The following is a 16,289-nucleotide window of genomic DNA, read 5'->3' as shown; positions in this document are numbered from 1 at the left end:
TAAATATTGTCATCCATATTAAACACTCGATAGTTGAAAAATATATTCATACCAACTCGATTAGTTAAATAATAATAACTTATCAATAAAAAAAAGAAATTCACTTACATTGTATAAGGCATTAAAAAAAACTTAACACCATGTGTTAAGTTTATATAATGATAATCAATCGTACGAAAAGGTCCCCCCCTGTCAGGTTATACAATCAGGATACTGAAACAAATCGAGCCTAAACCATCAGCATAGCTTTTATGCCGTTTCCATCAGCATTATATACTGCGATCCAGCAGCTCCACCACGGTACAACTCGTCAGTATCAGTAAACCCATATTTTAAGTAACATCAATAAGCCGAAAGGTTTTTACAGTTAACGGTAAGATATATTTTGCTGTTTTGAGAATAAGCTTGCTGAAGATATGGCTTAAGAGCTGCAACAGAGAATTTACCGTAACCTTTACCTTGATGTCGACTATCAATAAAAAATGCCCTCAACCCCAGAGCCCCTTTAGAACAAAAGCCATAATTCGCTGTATCTATTACAAAAAAACCTACAACCGCATCATCAACCAACACGACATGCTTATGCCCTGACTCTGGAATGCTTTCAAATATTTCTTAAACAGATCCAACAAACATCAACTGTTCATCTGACACCTTGAGTGCTAAGGCTTGTTCAACATATTTCTCTGAGAGCTTTTCAATTTCTATCACGATGTCTTCCCTTCCTTGATTAATTGAATTTACTAGACGTTATCCAGATATTTCGTTTGATTTTAACCTTACGCCATGAAATTCGGATATAATATCTGAGTCAGATAATGTGGCAATTAAGGTCGGAGAAGCAAAAGGCTTAGTCAATCGCCAATGCTTCAATATTATAAACATATCTTCATTGCCGACTGCATAACAAAAGACAACACATTAATTATTAAGTGATTTCATAGCTTTCACTTAATAATATAGGAATGATGAAAAATTAGCCGTACTGGACATGGGGAGCATTCTCATGCCGAAGAAAATCGTTAAATTTATAGTTTTTGTGCTGGCCAAGCAAAACCGATTTGTATCGGCATTATTCAATGACCCAGTGATTAAATCCCAGCTAGAGCAGGAGAATCAGTAATGACCCATGAAACAAAAACAATGGAAGTACCTGTCGCTATCGCCGATAGAGTGCAGGCTTTGATTAATGCCTATGAAGCCAAAGAGAAGTTCAATGCTGAGCGAAAGGTTGTAGTGAACAACTTACATTCCATGGACAAACTTAGCTGTGAGATGGCTGTTTATAGTTTTCCTCAGGGTGAGTTGCTAGACACCCTCAGATTTGTATATGAGCTATCTGGTACTAACAGTAAGTTCATCACAAATATACTGACACAATCCAGAGAGAACCCAAAGAAGGTATTATCCGATGCCCAGAGAACATCAGCAAAGAGCCTGTTATTTAATCTGATCAATGAGCCTTCAGTCATTTCTGCCATGAAGGAGATTCAGTAACTCCAGTGCATATGACCAAATTCACTAGGCCACTACAACAGTAATTAAGAGACGCTGGCCTGTTAGGCCAGCTCTATTCATTATCTCATTCAACAAGCGTAGCCGCAGGAAACGTCCTGCTTCCATTCAGAATTTCCGGCCTCTACTTATACATCCTAACGATATAATACCAGCCCAGCACGATCAGCCAGTAACAACTGTCCCCACAGCCTGTGTCGGCTTTGCTCCCCAGCGACAACGCGACTTCTACTGTGCATAAAGGCAGAAAAGATTGATACTTGTCATAATTACTCCCCCGATTTTCTTTCATAAAATCATAGAAATTCAACCGTTATGATATCAATGATTCCCTAAATAGCCGGTCTATGAAATCAGGCAAACACATTCGCCTAACCTATACTAAGCAAGTCTTTAATAAAAAAATTAAAGTAAAGCTGAATAAAGGGTAGCAATATGTCAGACACTTTTACGAAAGGCATGGCTCGAAATATCTATTATGGCGGCAGTGTTTTTTTCTTACTGCTGTTTGCTGCACTCACCATGCATACCACGAAAGAGATGCCCAAATCTGACCATCGTGAAAATCTCACTGAATCAGTCGCAAGAGGTAAAACGGTATGGGAAGACAATAATTGTATTGGTTGCCATACGCTCGTAGGAGAAGGCGCCTATTATGCCCCTGAGTTGGGAAATGTTTACTTTCGTCGTGGGGGCGGCAATCTCACTGCATTTAAAGGCTTTATGCAAGGTTGGATGAAAATTCAACCACTTGGTGTGCCGGGGCGTCGCCAAATGCCTCAATTTAATTTGACGGTGCAACAAGTTGATGATTTAGCGGAGTTCTTAAAGTTCACAGCTGAAATGGATGTTAACAGTTGGCCACCGAATATTGAGGGGTAAGCAATGAGTACTTTAAAATTCCAATCACAATCTGTAGCAACACCCTACTTTATTTTTGCTTTGTTCTTATTTACTGGGCAAATTATTTTTGGTCTCGTAATGGGACTTCAATACGTTGTCGGAGACTTCCTCGCGGGGGCGATTCCTTTCAATGTGGCCCGTATGGTCCACACTAATTTGCTTATTGTTTGGTTATTATTTGGCTTTATGGGCGCCGCCTACTTCCTTGTGCCGGAAGAGTCTGAAACTGAGTTATACAGCCCCAAGTTAGCAATTCTGCTGTTTTGGGTATTTGCCGCAGCCGGAACATTAACCATATTAGGTTACCTATTGGTACCCTACTCTACCCTTGCCCAAATAACTGGTAATGAATATTTCCCCACAATGGGAAGGGAATTTTTAGAGCAACCGACCATAACTAAAATCGGCATTGTTATTGTCTGTCTTGGGTTTCTGTTTAACATTGGTATGACGATATTACGAGGCCGAAAGACCGTCATCAATATGGTGCTGATCACAGGCCTCATTGGTCTTGCAGTATTCTTCCTATTCTCATTCTATAACCCAGAAAATATTGCTATGGATAAGCTTTTTTGGTGGTTTGTTGTCCACCTTTGGGTTGAAGGTGTGTGGGAATTGATTATGGGTGCCATTTTGGCCTTTATTCTGATCAAAATTACCGGCGTTGATAGAGAGATCATTGAAAAGTGGCTCTACGTCATTATTGCGATGGCACTGATCTCTGGCTTGTTGGGGACGGGACACCACTTTTTTTGGTTAGCGACCCCAGGATACTGGCAGTGGGTAGGCTCGGTATTCTCAGCCCTTGAGCCCTTGCCCTTTTTTGCTATGGTGCTGTACGCATTCAATATGGTCAATAATCGCCGCCGTGAGCACCCCAATAAAGCAGCCACACTGTGGGCATTGGGCACTGCGGTAATGGCATTCTTAGGGGCTGGTGTTTGGGGGTTCTTACATACCTTGGCACCCGTCAACTTCTACACTCACGGTACACAAATCACGGCAGCACATGGTCACATGGCCTTCTATGGGGCTTATGTAATGATTGTTCTCACTATCATTTCATACGCTATGCCCAAGTTACGGGGTGTTGGCGAGGCATCAAGTAATAAGGCTCAAGTGATTGAAATGTGGGGATTCTGGTTAATGACTGTTGCCATGGTCTTTATCACCCTATTTTTAACTGGCGCCGGAATTTTGCAGGTCTGGTTACAGCGTCTCCCCGAAAGTGGTGAGGCACTTAATTTTATGGCAACCCAAGATAAACTCTCTATTTTTTATTGGGCACGAGAAGCCGCAGGCGTCATATTCTTAATCGGCCTAATCACCTACCTATCCAACTTCTTTGTCGACAAGAAGGCAGTTAAATGATGAGTTAACAACACCCATTCGCTTTACTGGAAATTGAAATGAAGCTGGCGCGTCGATTACCGTCAGCTTCGATTTAAATCAAATCAAATCACAGTACAAAGGAGATAATTTAACCACTTATGGAAGAATGGGTTGGTAGTATTTGGCATAAGTTCATTGTGCAAAAGAGCCACACAGAATTTGATCATGCCCGAGTTGAATTTGATGAGATCAAAAAATCTGCTGGTGTGGTCTTTCGAGCGCTAGGAGGTGCGCCGACTAAACGCGTCGAAGCTGCAGTGCCTCGTGACTATTACGCTCGCAGGAAATTACTCAACAAGATTTCAGGTACCAATCAACAGATCAGCCTTGCTTGGCAAGATGAAACTAGCCTACGGCTGCCGCAATCTATCGCCATTTTTGATACACCACAACTCAACAAAGAACTTTACCTCTGGCTAGTGGCACTCGCCGCTCATAGCCCTAACCATTTCACTCACTGGGCCAAAGACAATCAGGCCGTAGTGACTAGAATATTAACTAAATTCCCAGCATTGAGACCGCGCTATCGACAACTCGCAACGGCGGTAATCAGGCTACGCCAACCAGTAGAGGCATTACCCAAGCCTTTGCAACCGCTCGAACGAGCTGTCATTCAGGCGATAATTCACCCTGAAAGTATCATTGATTTTCCGGTGGCAAACTATGCCCCTCAAGCGATTTATCTCTGGTTATACCCCAATGAAAATATCAAAGCCAATCCGTTCAAAGCGGCAGAGGTTAATGGTGATGAGGAACAAATTTCATCATTAATGACTCACCAGAAAAGCCAACAAGCTAGAAAAAAATCAGAGCGAATTGATGAAGATGACACTAAAGATAGTTTGATGGTATTTCGCTTAGAAAACTTATTTTCCTGGAGCGAGTTTTCTCGGGTGAATCGCGCGGAAGACGACACTGATGATGATGACGCCCAAAGAGTTGCTGAGGATCTTGATATTATTACGGTGGCAAAGGGTTCGCGGCAAAAGACCGCAAAACTTAAGCTAGATCTAGATTTACCCTCTGCAATTGAAGACGACTTACCGCTGGGAAAAGGCATCACGTTGCCAGAGTGGAACTATAAGTCCAATCAATTAATACCCAAGCGCTGCTTATTGCAACCTATGTTACCTAAAGACAGCAAACCACTCGCCTTACCAGCATCATTAACCCCTGCAGCTAAGAAAATCCGTCAACAATTCCAGCAGTTACAAAGTATCAAAAGTTGGCAAAAAGCTCAGTCGACTGGCGATGAAATTGATTTAACTGCTTGGCTGGATTTCCATATTGATAGTAAAACATCAATAGCGCACGATACTGGACTCTACCTTCGATTTCAGAACTGCCAACGTGATATCAGCACCCTATTATTATCAGATCTTTCCATGTCTACAGATGCCTATATCAATAATGAGTACAGAGTAATTGATGTCATCAAAGACAGTATGTTGCTATTTAGTGAGGCCTTAGCGGCAGTGGAAGATGCTTTTGCTATTTATGGCTTTTCATCAGTAAAACGCCATCATGTCAGGTTCACGCTGTTGAAGAATTTTGCCGAGTCCTATGATGACCATATACGTGGTCGCATACTCAGCCTACGTCCTGGGTTTTATACCCGCATGGGAGCGGCGATTCGCCAAGCCAGCAACATTTTGGTCGAGCAAACTCAACATCGAAAACTATTACTTATTTTGACCGATGGCAAACCAAATGATATCGATAATTACGACGGAAGACATGGGGTTGAAGATACCCGGCAAGCCATCATTGCCGCCCGCCGCCTTGGACTCATTCCATTTTGCATCACCATAGATCAAAAGGCTGACCAGTATCTGCCTTATATCTTTGGAAACAATGGCTTTACTGTTATTTTCGACCCAAGCCAATTACCCACAAAGCTGCCCCAGTTGTATCATCAACTCACCCAGTCTTCTTGCTAGACATTATCCACATTAGGAGAGCTAAATGAGCGAGAAAGTGCCCTGTTTGTATTGTCAGACTGAAAATACCATTGAGCAAGATGTTGGTGGCAGGTCAGCTCCAACTCAGGTCTGCCATCATTGTGGTATGGCTTTACCCAAGGCTCATCCAAGCAGTCGCCGCTATAAGACTAAGGTGTTTTTGTGGGCCTTTGTATTTATCGCATTATTTTGTTTTATTATGGTCATTTATTTGCCTAGATAACGGACTACAGCAGACAGGTATATAACAATGAGTTTTAAAAAATACGATAAAGAACAAATAGAGCAAGCATCTGCAATTGCCTTGTGGTCCTTACTAAACCTCACCTTTTTGCCTTTGTTCTCGTTTATCGTGTTACTAACCAAAATCAATAAATGTACCACTGAGTCTTTTTCCGCTTACCACCTGAACTTCGCCATCAAGCTGAACCTAGCCGCTGCTGCGGCTTTAATACTGGTCACGGCACTAATGATATTATTGGGAGGCTTCAAATCTGGGATGACGTGGGTATTTGTGATTACCTATTTTATCTCTATCCATACTGTATTTATTCTGATTGCCGTATGGATGTTAGTACGGGCATGGGCAGGCAACAAGATGGGCTACAAGCAAAATTAAAAAGCGGCCCCTCAACAATCAAAATATAAGCGTGCAACATCCATCAAGGCTTCAACAGTACTAATATCATCTGATAGGGGCTCAGCAAGACAACACCGACACACAGCAAGCGGTGACATACCACTAGACATCATTCGAGCCGCATAAATTAACAAGCGAGTGGACACCACTTCATCCAAGTCACTGTCTAATCGACGCAGTGAACCGGCCAGTTCAATCAACTTGACCGCCAAGCTTTGTTCTATTTGGCTTTCAGCCATCAGAATTTGACTCTCAAGCAGAGGGTCGGGATAGTTAAGTCGCAATGCGACGAAGCGCTGTCGAGTGCTTGCCTTCATGCCTTTGAGAATATTTTGATAGCCTGGATTATAAGACACCACTAACATAAAGCCTTCCGCAGCGGCAAGCTCCTCCCCCGTTCGCTCTATCGGTAGTAGGCGTCGATCATCAGCAAGAGGATGAAGGACCACCGTGGTATCTTTACGCGCTTCGACAATTTCATCGAGATAACATATGCCGCCTTCTCTCACCGCTCTAGTTAATGGCCCATCCTGCCAATACGTACCATTAGGCCCAATCAAGTGGCGCCCAACGAGATCCGCTGCAGTTAAGTCATCGTGACATGCAACGGTGTACAATGGTCTGCCTAGTTTATCGGCCATATGAGCGACAAAGCGAGTCTTACCGCACCCTGTTGGCCCTTTAATCAGCAATGGCAACTGATGCGCATACGCATACTCAAACAGTTGAACTTCATTATCTTGTGGCTGATAAAAAATATCACTATTAATGGGAATAGCTGAGGTAGTTGAAGAGGTCATATTATTCCCTAAGACTCGGCACTAGTCGAAAAAGAAAGCTATATAAATATAGTTCTTATCAAAGATTTGGCCATAGAGTTAGTCGACTTGGCCCATTCATCGTCAAAAAAAGGCGGTCAATATAATGAGTGAGGGGAATAAAATAATGTAGATCCGCATCATTAAACGTAAGTATTTATGGGCTTGGCGCAGTTCCATAAAATGGTCGATAACCATCAACCCTTTGGACATCACAGTCAGTGCCACCAAAACACTCACAAGTGCCGAGGACTCAAAATGCTCACCCAAGAATGTATTAAACAGGGTAATTCCAATCAGTGCCCACCAATAATATTCAATTTTCCCAAATGACTTCATCAGCAATCACCTCAATACATACAGCAATGGGAATATAAGGATCCACATAAGATCAATCATATGCCAATACATGGCCAAGGCCTCTAAGCCTGAGTGCTGCTTTGCTGAGTAGCCACCTTTACGCAAGCGGAAAATTACCCACAATATCGCGCAAGCTGCCCAACCAACATGAAGAAAGTGATTAAAGGTCATGTAGTAGTAGATAGTAAAAAACTCACTGGTATTGGTACTAAAACCCTGCAAGTCATTCCAATAAAATTCACCCGTTTTCACCATCAAATACAAACAGCCACAACTAAAAGTCAGCCAAAGGTAACGCTCCGACTTCCGTAGATTGTCCAAGCGAATATTGATCATGGCTTTTGCCATAAAGTAGCTACTCGACAGCAATATAAGGGTATTTAAAACGCCTGAGGCAGTGCTGACGCTCTGAGGACCAAGGGAGAAAGCTTCGGGATAATGATATTTGGCAATAAAATAGGCTACAAAAAAAATTCCGAATTCGGTCAGTTCAGACAAAATCCCCACCCAAATAGGAATATTACCTGGAACTCTTCCCGCCCTTAATTCAGTCCATGAGTGAGGGAAAATACCCAAAGATTCCTTTTGGGGGTCATTATTCACGCTTTCACTACCTGCATAGAGGCTTTCACTTAAGTTTATTATTCGTTCACTTAAGGTTAGTTGAATATATCCAAGCCACCTCAAAATGCAGGATTCAGAGCACCTTGAGGTAACTTGCGTATAGTTAGCTTGCTTGGCTCGTTTTTAAATTTTTAAACTTGAGGCTTCCAAATACATTGATGAAAGCACCAATAATAATCAGAGTTCCACCAGCCCAAGTCCATATTGATGGGAGCTCACTAAAGAATAACCACCCTAGAATGATTGAAAAAACCACTTGTACATAAGAATATGCAGTGGCTTTACTCGCAACTTCAGTTTGCATCGCTTTTGTCAGCCCGATTTGCCCTACTTGAGTGGAAATACCAACAAAGAGCAATAGTAGCAGCGCTTCTGTATCTGGCATTACAAAGTCATTACCCAGAAATAACACAGACAGAGGCAACGCAATTAACGGAAAATAAAAGATAATAACAGAGCTATCTTCAGTGCTACTGAGTCGCTTTACAATGACATAAGCAATAGCACTTCCCAGAGCGCCCAGTAAAGCAGCGGTTACACTTAGCCAAGGTAATGCAGCAGTACTATCAAATGTTAACCCCGGACTAACCATTACAAGTAGCCCTACGATACAAAAGACAATACAAATAATAGTTGAGAGCTGAATTCGCTCTCTAAGAAACACTAACGCCAACAAAGCGGTAAACACAGGATGTAGGTATTGAAGAATAGTCGCTTCAGCTAAAGGTAAAGTCGCGACTGCGAAATAAACGCATATCAAAGCAAGCGAACCTGCGACGCCTCTTGCTATCAGTAATTTTTTATTATTACCCCAAACTGAAATCCGTTTCCTTTTAATATCGGCATAGCTAATGATTAGTGAAACAACAGCCCTGGCAGCTACAATTTCAAACACAGGTATGCCATAAGTGCTGACTAATTTAACGCAGCTAGACATAAGTGCAAAAGCAAAAGCTGACATCAGCATATACCTAACACCGACAGGAACATGATTTATAAAGTGAGTAGGCATGAATACTTTTTATTTCAGTAAATTAGAGGCGTGATCTTATAAAAGAAATCACATAATTGGAAGTGATGATTTAAGGCAGTGAAAAAGCAAAAAAACAGTCTTATACCATTCTGGATAAGTAAATGGTCAGATAATTGCGTAGAGAAAATTGATAATAACAAGGCAGAAATTGAAGTAACTAGTGGTTCTAATTATAAAATTTCTAACGTAGTTATAAGCTATTTTAACCAGCAAGGATGATCAGATACTTGTCTAGATTGGTATTGCAACCATCTAGGGGCTATTTGAAATTGTAATTTATGCAGACTCATTCCTTTGGTATAGTTCCGCACGTAAACGTTAAATTAACGCTTTATACTTTTAGACATAACAAGAACATCAACCCCTCGATAATTGACTTGCTCTAATGCTTTCCAGCCTAAATGCGTGTATAAACCTCCATTCAATTTTTCGGTCTGCAGATGAATTTTTTTTACACCTAGTGATAGTGCCACCTCTTGTACTTTAAGAATAAGTGAGGACGCCACATTATTGCCCCGAAATTCACTATCAACATAAACACCACCAATCCAATGTTCTTTATCAGGATAAATCGACATTTCGTGGCATCTAAGTTGAGCAACACCGAGTACTTTTTCGCCATCAACAGCCACGACGATAAGAGGAATTTGGTTTGAATTAAGATAGTCATCTAGCTTTCTATCAAAAGATTCAACGGTCGCTCCTTTAACGAGTGGTCCCCACTCATCAAAGTACCAACGTGCTACCTTTGCCTTCATCTCTTTCTTATCTGCAAGAAATATAAACTTCAACTGTTTGTCTCCTGTCTTAATTGAATATCGCCACAGGTTCGATAATCGCCTCAATTAATAACATAACTAAATTAATACAATGCGTGACTTCGTTGTACTGAATAAACAATATTGCCGATTTTCATTCATGGACTGGTGACTATTAAATACGTTATTAAGCTTATTTTTTAACTCAAATCTAAGCTATACATTCATCATTTTTTATTTCAAATGGCGTTCCGCCTGGATCACTAAAGTACATAGTCAAAAACAAGTCATTCTCCATAAGTACATACTCGATGGAGTGCTCAAATAAATGCTTTTGCCAATTTCTGAATTGACTACTTGTTACGCTAAAAGTAACAGTTGTACTGTATATTGATTTTGATTCAAATAAACCAAGATGTTCACTACCATTGTCAACGGCGAATGGAATGCCTTCAATCCACGGCCCTAGACTAGTAACACGGGTGAAGTCTAAATTTTCTAAGTATGTTTTCTGAATTAAAGCTCGATTGTTTACATCCAATTGGATGTGGTCAATTTGATCTAAATTAAGCACAAAACGTCCTCCACCATATGCAACCAGCATCAAGGCACGGTATTAAAAAAACAGGATTTTCAATAATATAGATTTATTATTTTTGTGCAATCCGTCAGAAAAAAACATTTATGCTTACAACATAGAACTTTAGCAACTTCTATAGGTGATCATGATCCCTTTATTCGGCGTACCTCGATAAATTGACCATGCATACAGGTCAATGAAAAGCGATTGAGTAGAACAAAGATTGTTCTATATACCTACACCTGAGAGGCAAAATAAGCCGTTATCTCAGCCTCGGTCATCTCTGTCGTATTATTAGAAAAACAATAGTATTCAGGCCGTTGATCGCTGAAATATTGTATATTCATGACCAATCCCTCTAACTGCGGAAACAAACCAACGGGCATATTATAACTTCCCGTTTTCTTTAAACGATAAAATAAATGTGTTCCACATTCAGAGCAAAAGCCACGAGAGGCCCATGGTGAAGAATCATATTCCTTCACACTTTCATCGCTTTAAATAGTTACTTCTGTCCCACACTGTACAGCGAAGAAAGGGCCGCCACCCCAAGTACGACAGGTATCACAATGACATACAGTAAATTTAGGATCGACGGCGGCAACGGTCATTTTTACTGCACCGCACAAGCATTTTGCTACCTTTTCATGAGAATATGACATTACAATATAACCTTATATTTTCGTGGATTAATTAGCTAAATGACGAACTAACTTAAGCAACGAATGCACAAAGAAAACGCATCTAACCTAAATAATAAATACTGGCACAATGGCTGTGCCAGTCATTCTATTATTCAAAAATAGGTTCGTCGTAATTATAACCTTCATCTGAATAAGCAGTTACAATCGCATCTTCAACTAAGCCGGCTTCAGCTTTCACCTGTGTTTCAAAAAAATGTTGGATTTGCTTCCTACGTCCATGTGCCGCCCAACAGTCGGCATCTTCCCAAATTTCATTAAATACAATGGGGTATTCATTTCGAGATGCACTTGGGTGATCAATCTGACGAGTAAGCATATATTGGATGCAACCTTCTTCTCGGTAAGAATCTGGTTCAAGCGCTTTTAGAATTTCAAACAATTCTGCTTCTTTACCCGCTTTTGGCTTAAATTGAGCTAAAACATACACACGACTTGTCATGATATTTCCCTTTCATGTAGATAATTGAAATGATGATAACTGAGTTTGTTAAAAAAGGTAGCGACCCAATAGGGCTAATATCACAGTAAGAGCATACAACGCCTGCAACTTATGCACTTCCACAAATATCTCTAAAATTCAATGAGTAAATACGCACCTATCGATTGACCATGAAAAAAAGATTGAAGTAAGATGTGTGATATTCAATACGCACTAGATTGCTTTTTAATTAGCTATACCTCGTTGCTGGAAGAACTTCTGCAACTTCATTATCTAGCATGCTTAATACGTTTTCATAACCATATTTGGGCAACCAACCAAGCTCTTGTTGCGCCAGTGTAGAATCATAAACACGATCAAGAGTTTGAGGCAAACGCCATCCTCGGTTTACGAAGTCACTTGCCAAGCAAGGTGCATATTCTCGTATAGCATCATCAGCATTTTGATATAGCTGTTCACAAGATATTTTGTGAAATGGCGTTTGTCCTGAAATGATATAGCGCCTAAAACCCGATAGACGTTTATCTACAGCACAAGCATGAGCACTAGCAACATCTCGAGCATCAATACCACGAGTTAAACGATATACAGCCATTAAGTGTGCAGGCTCTGGGAAACAACGAGACATTTGAAGAACTGTGACAGGAAAATTGAACACATTTGAGATATTTTCAAGTATCTGTTCAGCCTGAATCTTTGATTTATGGTAAATCGTTTTAGGGCTTGGAGTAATGGTTTCATTAACCCAGCCCGCGGTGCCCTCAGGTGTTGATGCAAAACCATAAAGGGCGGTGGTGCTAGTGAATACAAAGTGCTTAGCGCCCTTTTTTATACCCAGTAATGCAAGTTGCTCTGTTGCCTTTATATTAATGTCTTCAAATTCATTATCGGATACTAGCCCAACATGAGGAGCATGCAACGCCGCAGTATGAATGATAACCTCTACGCCATCTAAAGCTGTAGTCAATAAAGCGGTATCACGAATATCCCCGACAAAATCAGCTGTTGAACATGGTGTTCTATCTATCCCAACAACTTCATGTTTTTTCATTAGGTTGATATAAATTGCACGTCCGACTCTACCAGCTGTACCTGTAATTAAAATTTTCAATTTTTGCTGCCTATTTGAACACACAAAACAATTTTAACAACTAACATTGCCACTTACCTACCTAAGTAAGATCTCATCGGCTAAATATGTTTTCGTTGTAACTCATAATGTCTTACTTTGCGCACTTTTCCTGATGCTGTAACCTCAACATCATATCTATACGAAAAACCTGATTTCAATATTACTGAACCCGAAGGGGAATTTTCAGGTAAGTGTCGAGCATATAGCATCGGAAGCTGCAAATGTTTGAATGCAAATTCAATCAAAGCCAGACTTGCTTCAGTACAGTACCCTTTGCCCCAAAATGGAACACCTAACCAATACCCAAGATTACCATCGCTTGCAGTTATTTCTGTTAAGCTTATCGCACCAATAAGTTGGCCACTATCTTTTAAAGTAATAGCGTAAATTACCGATTGTTTCAGCTCCCACAAATCACAATGAGTCCGAATCCAAGCTTCAGCCATTCCATTTTTATATGGATGAGGAATGTTAGCCGTCATCTCTGCAATACGTTTATCACCAGCTAACTCTTGCACTCGTGTCGCATCACTTAGATTAAACCGCCTAAGTATTAGTCTTTTTGTTTCAATGGATTGCTGACTCATATATCTCCTTAACGATAAGCCCTTTTGAATGCCTTGCTAAACTTTTATGGTATGAACAAATCGCTGCCTCGTTACTACACCCCATTTTTCATCTTCATAGCTATCTTCAACGTAATTGCCTGCCGTGTAATCATCAAGAACATCGCGCCAAAATTTGACTGCATGTTCAGCACCTGCGACCTGTTTGATTTCCCAACTTCCACCTAGACTTTTAAAAACATCAGTAATGAAGCTTTTACCAACTTTGTTTTTTCGGAAATACGGCACTACATAGAAATCACAAACTTCATAGTTCGCAGGCGTTTCATTGGCTATCGCTGTATGCCCAGCTGGAACCCCATCCATATATAACAAGTAACCAGAAACGTTACCTTCGATCTGAGTGTCTAATGGAAACAAACCGTTTTCATCAGGTTTTTTCTGCATGATTTTTGAAAACTCAGCTTCATAAGCTTGTGCCAAGTTCATATAAACATGCTTATTACTACTATCTACTTTTATTATTTTCATAAACAATTTTCACCTCAATACGCCTAACGCTAATCACGATATGACCTTTTTTACTAATACCAATTCCATTAATGTTAAACTCAGTGAACAATTCACATTAATAGAAAAACTCAAGCAGAGCCATTGTGTTAGCATTCTTTGTGAATTAAAAGCGATTTACCTCTGCGTCGTTATCGTGCTGGTAACCTAATAAAAAAGGCCCTCTATGACTAGAAGACCTGTTTACATTTTTCGTTTATATAAAATAGGCGACTTAAAACCTAATAAAACCTACTCAGAAAATGGCACCCAACGATCGCCGATGGCACGGTAGTTCATCCAGAACTGAGCGCCCTCATTAACCGACTTCACAAACAGGCTCAATTCCCTCGCGTTGGTCGGTACGGTAAAGCGTGAGTCGGCAAACTCATTACTGCAGGTCGCTTGTGCTTGATCATAGCTCACCGCTTGGCTGGTAGCCTGAATTTGACCTTCGCGGTTCATGCAGAGCGCAGGATACTGCTCGCTTTGACTTGCAGTGGCAAAATGGGCATAGCCATCAGAGCCCACCGACAACTTAACATGCTGTCGACCAACTCTCGGTGTCTCCAGACCGTTTCGCCAGCTAAAGATGTGATTGGCAATATAGCCATCGGCATCATCAGGCAGGAACTGATCGCGACCGATAAAGTTGATGCCGCACTCCAACGCAGGTCGCACTTGCGATACCGGCAGATAATGATCCCAAACCCAACCACGTTTGTCTTCAACAATGGTACTGAAACGACCCAGATCCCAAGCAGGCAGGCTTGATGGACAACCAGCAGCATAGTCATGATCATCACTGGTCTCGGGGCCCATTCGGTTCCAGATCACGCTACGGTAGTCGGTATTGTTACCGCAATCACCGTTAAAGGCGAAGAACATGATCTGCTTGCCGTCATCGAGTAACTGTTTGGTCGTCAAGGATTCCGGCGCATAGTTACAGCCATTGACTGCATCTCGAAAGACCATATTACCGAAGGTTTCAATGATCTCTCGAGCTACATCCTGCTCATAGCCCTCATTCTTGCTAGAGTGCTCAAACTTGACATAGATAAACTGCCCGGGATTGACCCTCAACCAGTTTTTGATCTCAGACATGACCCGCACAAAACTGGTGCCGCTAGTATCGACCTTGTGTTTGAGTGTACGGCCGACAACATCAATCTCAATCGCCCGCACCCCAGACTCCAACTGCTCGATAATAGAGGTGGACTGATTGGGATTAGCACTAGCCCAGTAGTAATCGCCCGAGTTATAAGAGTTATGAGTACCCATCCAAGTAGCTTTGTAGATAGGGGAATAGGTTACTAGCTCGTTCTGCGCCGCCATCTGCTCCTGTAGCGTTGAAGGCTGACGGGTGTGAACCCTAAAACTGTCAGCCTCATCATTGAAGCTATGGTCTTTAAGGTTGCCGGATGAGCGTATCAGGGTGACGCTACTATTGTTGAAATTGGGGTAACGATACAAAGTCGTGCCGGCATTGCCGCTAAGAAACACTGAACTCATCTCGTTGGTTAGATCAGCTATCCCCATATCAGCAATCCCCTCTCCCGCCATCGCGCACATCGGAGTACCGGCATAACCTGAATCTTGATAGAGACACGCAAAATCGTCGGTGGTTCTTCCCAAAAGATCGAATGAGGAGATGCTGTCATTCAGCCTTTTAAACAGGAAAGTATCCTGCATCACTGTGGTGGACTTACCCTCTTGGTTGCCATGTTCATAAACTTTGACATAGGCGTTGCCATAAAGTCGAATCGCCGTGACCTTATCGTTCATACTACTTGGCATATTCTGCTGGCCCAGCTGCTGAGTACACCATTTCTGCCCAAGAAAGTTTTCATCTTCGTAGAAGCACACTTTGGCATCCTCCGCCCAGGCGGTGCCAGATAACAACACAGATGCTATCAATATAGTTTTTTTCATCAGAGATCCTGCTCTTGTAGTTAATGAACAGAGTAACGACAGCATACCCATTGCTTCAGCGTATTGCCGCAAGATAGATATGAGAAAACACGCACCCTGGGTGCTGAGTCTGATCTTAGAAACACAATGTCGATGTGGCACCACGCAAGGTGCATGAACTTCCTGCTGTCATATTTTCAGCCAAGATATTCGCACGTCGTTACGATCTTTTTCTGCGATGCCGAGCTCGGTTTGAGCCCAGCAGAGCAAGATGTACTGTACCTGCCATAGTTGGAACCAATCAAAAACACGGCTCTCCAGCATTAGACTTAGCATCTTCAGCAACTTGTAAGCAGGTAACATCATTGTATTACTAACATGTTTAGTTACGGGGTTAATGTTGA

The 16,289-nt window shown here is 41.5% G+C and carries 18 protein-coding genes and 1 pseudogene; 6 read left to right on the top strand and 13 right to left on the bottom strand.

The window, feature by feature from the left end; translation table 11 throughout:
- Window positions 1-342: 342 nt before the first annotated feature.
- Window positions 343-600 carry a GNAT family N-acetyltransferase gene (locus tag C9J48_RS28350; RefSeq protein ID WP_308811172.1) on the bottom strand — a complete coding sequence of 86 codons (258 nt, stop codon included), beginning with the start codon at window positions 598-600 and terminating at the stop codon, window positions 343-345.
- 522 nt (window positions 601-1,122) lie between these two features.
- On the opposite strand from C9J48_RS28350, the gene C9J48_RS10000 reads away from it, so the two are divergent.
- From C9J48_RS10000 to C9J48_RS09975, 6 genes are all read left to right on the top strand, one after another.
- Window positions 1,123-1,497 (top strand): hypothetical protein, encoded by a 375-nt coding sequence (locus tag C9J48_RS10000; protein ID WP_006229963.1) that lies wholly within the window; start codon window positions 1,123-1,125, stop codon window positions 1,495-1,497.
- A 453-nt stretch (window positions 1,498-1,950) separates the two neighbouring features.
- Window positions 1,951-2,397 carry a c-type cytochrome gene (locus C9J48_RS09995; RefSeq protein ID WP_006229964.1) on the top strand — a complete coding sequence of 149 codons (447 nt, stop codon included), beginning with the start codon at window positions 1,951-1,953 and terminating at the stop codon, window positions 2,395-2,397.
- Between the two features lie 3 nt (window positions 2,398-2,400).
- Window positions 2,401-3,789: a cbb3-type cytochrome c oxidase subunit I gene (locus tag C9J48_RS09990; RefSeq protein WP_006229965.1), complete on the top strand. Its 1,389-nt coding sequence runs from the start codon at window positions 2,401-2,403 to the stop codon at window positions 3,787-3,789.
- A gap of 119 nt (window positions 3,790-3,908) precedes the next feature.
- Window positions 3,909-5,750, top strand: coding sequence for a nitric oxide reductase activation protein NorD (locus C9J48_RS09985; protein WP_006229966.1), 1,842 nt, complete (start codon window positions 3,909-3,911; stop codon window positions 5,748-5,750).
- A 25-nt stretch (window positions 5,751-5,775) separates the two neighbouring features.
- Window positions 5,776-5,994, top strand: coding sequence for a DnrP protein (locus C9J48_RS09980; protein WP_081450083.1), 219 nt, complete (start codon window positions 5,776-5,778; stop codon window positions 5,992-5,994).
- Window positions 5,995-6,021: 27 nt separating this feature from the next.
- Complete coding sequence (locus C9J48_RS09975; RefSeq protein ID WP_006229968.1) at window positions 6,022-6,390, top strand: hypothetical protein; 369 nt, start codon at window positions 6,022-6,024, stop codon at window positions 6,388-6,390.
- 11 nt (window positions 6,391-6,401) lie between these two features.
- Here the strand turns inward: C9J48_RS09975 and C9J48_RS09970 are convergent, their stop codons facing one another.
- The 12 genes and pseudogenes from C9J48_RS09970 to C9J48_RS09915 form a co-directional block, all read right to left on the bottom strand.
- Window positions 6,402-7,211, bottom strand: coding sequence for a CbbQ/NirQ/NorQ/GpvN family protein (locus C9J48_RS09970; RefSeq protein ID WP_006229969.1), 810 nt, complete (start codon window positions 7,209-7,211; stop codon window positions 6,402-6,404).
- A gap of 102 nt (window positions 7,212-7,313) precedes the next feature.
- On the bottom strand, window positions 7,314-7,568 hold the full coding sequence (locus tag C9J48_RS09965) for a cytochrome C oxidase subunit IV family protein (RefSeq protein WP_006229971.1): 255 nt from the start codon (window positions 7,566-7,568) through the stop codon (window positions 7,314-7,316).
- A gap of 6 nt (window positions 7,569-7,574) precedes the next feature.
- Window positions 7,575-8,192 carry a cytochrome c oxidase subunit 3 family protein gene (locus tag C9J48_RS09960; RefSeq protein ID WP_006229972.1) on the bottom strand — a complete coding sequence of 206 codons (618 nt, stop codon included), beginning with the start codon at window positions 8,190-8,192 and terminating at the stop codon, window positions 7,575-7,577.
- Between the two features lie 124 nt (window positions 8,193-8,316).
- Window positions 8,317-9,225, bottom strand: a complete 909-nt coding sequence (locus C9J48_RS09955; RefSeq protein ID WP_081450084.1) for a DMT family transporter — start codon at window positions 9,223-9,225, stop codon at window positions 8,317-8,319.
- 344 nt (window positions 9,226-9,569) lie between these two features.
- Window positions 9,570-10,037 (bottom strand): GNAT family N-acetyltransferase, encoded by a 468-nt coding sequence (locus C9J48_RS09950; RefSeq protein ID WP_006229974.1) that lies wholly within the window; start codon window positions 10,035-10,037, stop codon window positions 9,570-9,572.
- A 178-nt stretch (window positions 10,038-10,215) separates the two neighbouring features.
- The gene (locus C9J48_RS09945) at window positions 10,216-10,608 is read right to left on the bottom strand and encodes a hypothetical protein (protein ID WP_006229975.1); all 393 of its coding nucleotides are present in this window, start codon (window positions 10,606-10,608) and stop codon (window positions 10,216-10,218) included.
- A 212-nt stretch (window positions 10,609-10,820) separates the two neighbouring features.
- Window positions 10,821-11,246: pseudogene (locus tag C9J48_RS09940) on the bottom strand (GFA family protein).
- 130 nt (window positions 11,247-11,376) lie between these two features.
- Window positions 11,377-11,727, bottom strand: a complete 351-nt coding sequence (locus C9J48_RS09935) for a putative quinol monooxygenase (RefSeq protein WP_006229977.1) — start codon at window positions 11,725-11,727, stop codon at window positions 11,377-11,379.
- A 229-nt stretch (window positions 11,728-11,956) separates the two neighbouring features.
- The gene (locus C9J48_RS09930; protein WP_006229978.1) at window positions 11,957-12,838 is read right to left on the bottom strand and encodes an NAD-dependent epimerase/dehydratase family protein; all 882 of its coding nucleotides are present in this window, start codon (window positions 12,836-12,838) and stop codon (window positions 11,957-11,959) included.
- An 80-nt stretch (window positions 12,839-12,918) separates the two neighbouring features.
- On the bottom strand, window positions 12,919-13,446 hold the full coding sequence (locus C9J48_RS09925) for a GNAT family N-acetyltransferase (protein WP_006229979.1): 528 nt from the start codon (window positions 13,444-13,446) through the stop codon (window positions 12,919-12,921).
- Between the two features lie 36 nt (window positions 13,447-13,482).
- Window positions 13,483-13,956 (bottom strand): GNAT family N-acetyltransferase, encoded by a 474-nt coding sequence (locus C9J48_RS09920; RefSeq protein WP_036802709.1) that lies wholly within the window; start codon window positions 13,954-13,956, stop codon window positions 13,483-13,485.
- Window positions 13,957-14,226: 270 nt separating this feature from the next.
- Window positions 14,227-15,906 (bottom strand): phosphatidylinositol-specific phospholipase C domain-containing protein, encoded by a 1,680-nt coding sequence (locus C9J48_RS09915; protein ID WP_006229981.1) that lies wholly within the window; start codon window positions 15,904-15,906, stop codon window positions 14,227-14,229.
- Window positions 15,907-16,289 lie beyond the last annotated feature (383 nt).

The sequence above is a fragment of the Photobacterium profundum genome (genome assembly GCF_003026285.1).
Classification (GTDB): Bacteria; Pseudomonadota; Gammaproteobacteria; order Enterobacterales; family Vibrionaceae; genus Photobacterium; species Photobacterium profundum.
The sequence above is the reverse complement of the archived record's forward strand: the minus strand, read 5'-3'. Positions and strand labels throughout refer to the sequence as shown.

What these genes read in the sequence shown, in the direction of transcription:
- C9J48_RS10000 (WP_006229963.1), top strand. Translation starts at nt 1,123, where the DNA reads ATGACCCATGAAACAAAAACAATGGAAGTACCTGTCGCTATCGCCGAT.
- C9J48_RS09995 (WP_006229964.1), top strand. Translation starts at nt 1,951, where the DNA reads ATGTCAGACACTTTTACGAAAGGCATGGCTCGAAATATCTATTATGGC.
- C9J48_RS09990 (WP_006229965.1), top strand. Translation starts at nt 2,401, where the DNA reads ATGAGTACTTTAAAATTCCAATCACAATCTGTAGCAACACCCTACTTT.
- C9J48_RS09985 (WP_006229966.1), top strand. Translation starts at nt 3,909, where the DNA reads ATGGAAGAATGGGTTGGTAGTATTTGGCATAAGTTCATTGTGCAAAAG.
- C9J48_RS09980 (WP_081450083.1), top strand. Translation starts at nt 5,776, where the DNA reads ATGAGCGAGAAAGTGCCCTGTTTGTATTGTCAGACTGAAAATACCATT.
- C9J48_RS09975 (WP_006229968.1), top strand. Translation starts at nt 6,022, where the DNA reads ATGAGTTTTAAAAAATACGATAAAGAACAAATAGAGCAAGCATCTGCA.
- C9J48_RS09970 (WP_006229969.1), bottom strand. Translation starts at nt 7,211, where the DNA reads ATGACCTCTTCAACTACCTCAGCTATTCCCATTAATAGTGATATTTTT.
- C9J48_RS09965 (WP_006229971.1), bottom strand. Translation starts at nt 7,568, where the DNA reads ATGAAGTCATTTGGGAAAATTGAATATTATTGGTGGGCACTGATTGGA.
- C9J48_RS09955 (WP_081450084.1), bottom strand. Translation starts at nt 9,225, where the DNA reads ATGCCTACTCACTTTATAAATCATGTTCCTGTCGGTGTTAGGTATATG.
- C9J48_RS09945 (WP_006229975.1), bottom strand. Translation starts at nt 10,608, where the DNA reads ATGCTGGTTGCATATGGTGGAGGACGTTTTGTGCTTAATTTAGATCAA.
- C9J48_RS09935 (WP_006229977.1), bottom strand. Translation starts at nt 11,727, where the DNA reads ATGACAAGTCGTGTGTATGTTTTAGCTCAATTTAAGCCAAAAGCGGGT.
- C9J48_RS09925 (WP_006229979.1), bottom strand. Translation starts at nt 13,446, where the DNA reads ATGAGTCAGCAATCCATTGAAACAAAAAGACTAATACTTAGGCGGTTT.
- C9J48_RS09920 (WP_036802709.1), bottom strand. Translation starts at nt 13,956, where the DNA reads ATGAAAATAATAAAAGTAGATAGTAGTAATAAGCATGTTTATATGAAC.
- C9J48_RS09915 (WP_006229981.1), bottom strand. Translation starts at nt 15,906, where the DNA reads ATGAAAAAAACTATATTGATAGCATCTGTGTTGTTATCTGGCACCGCC.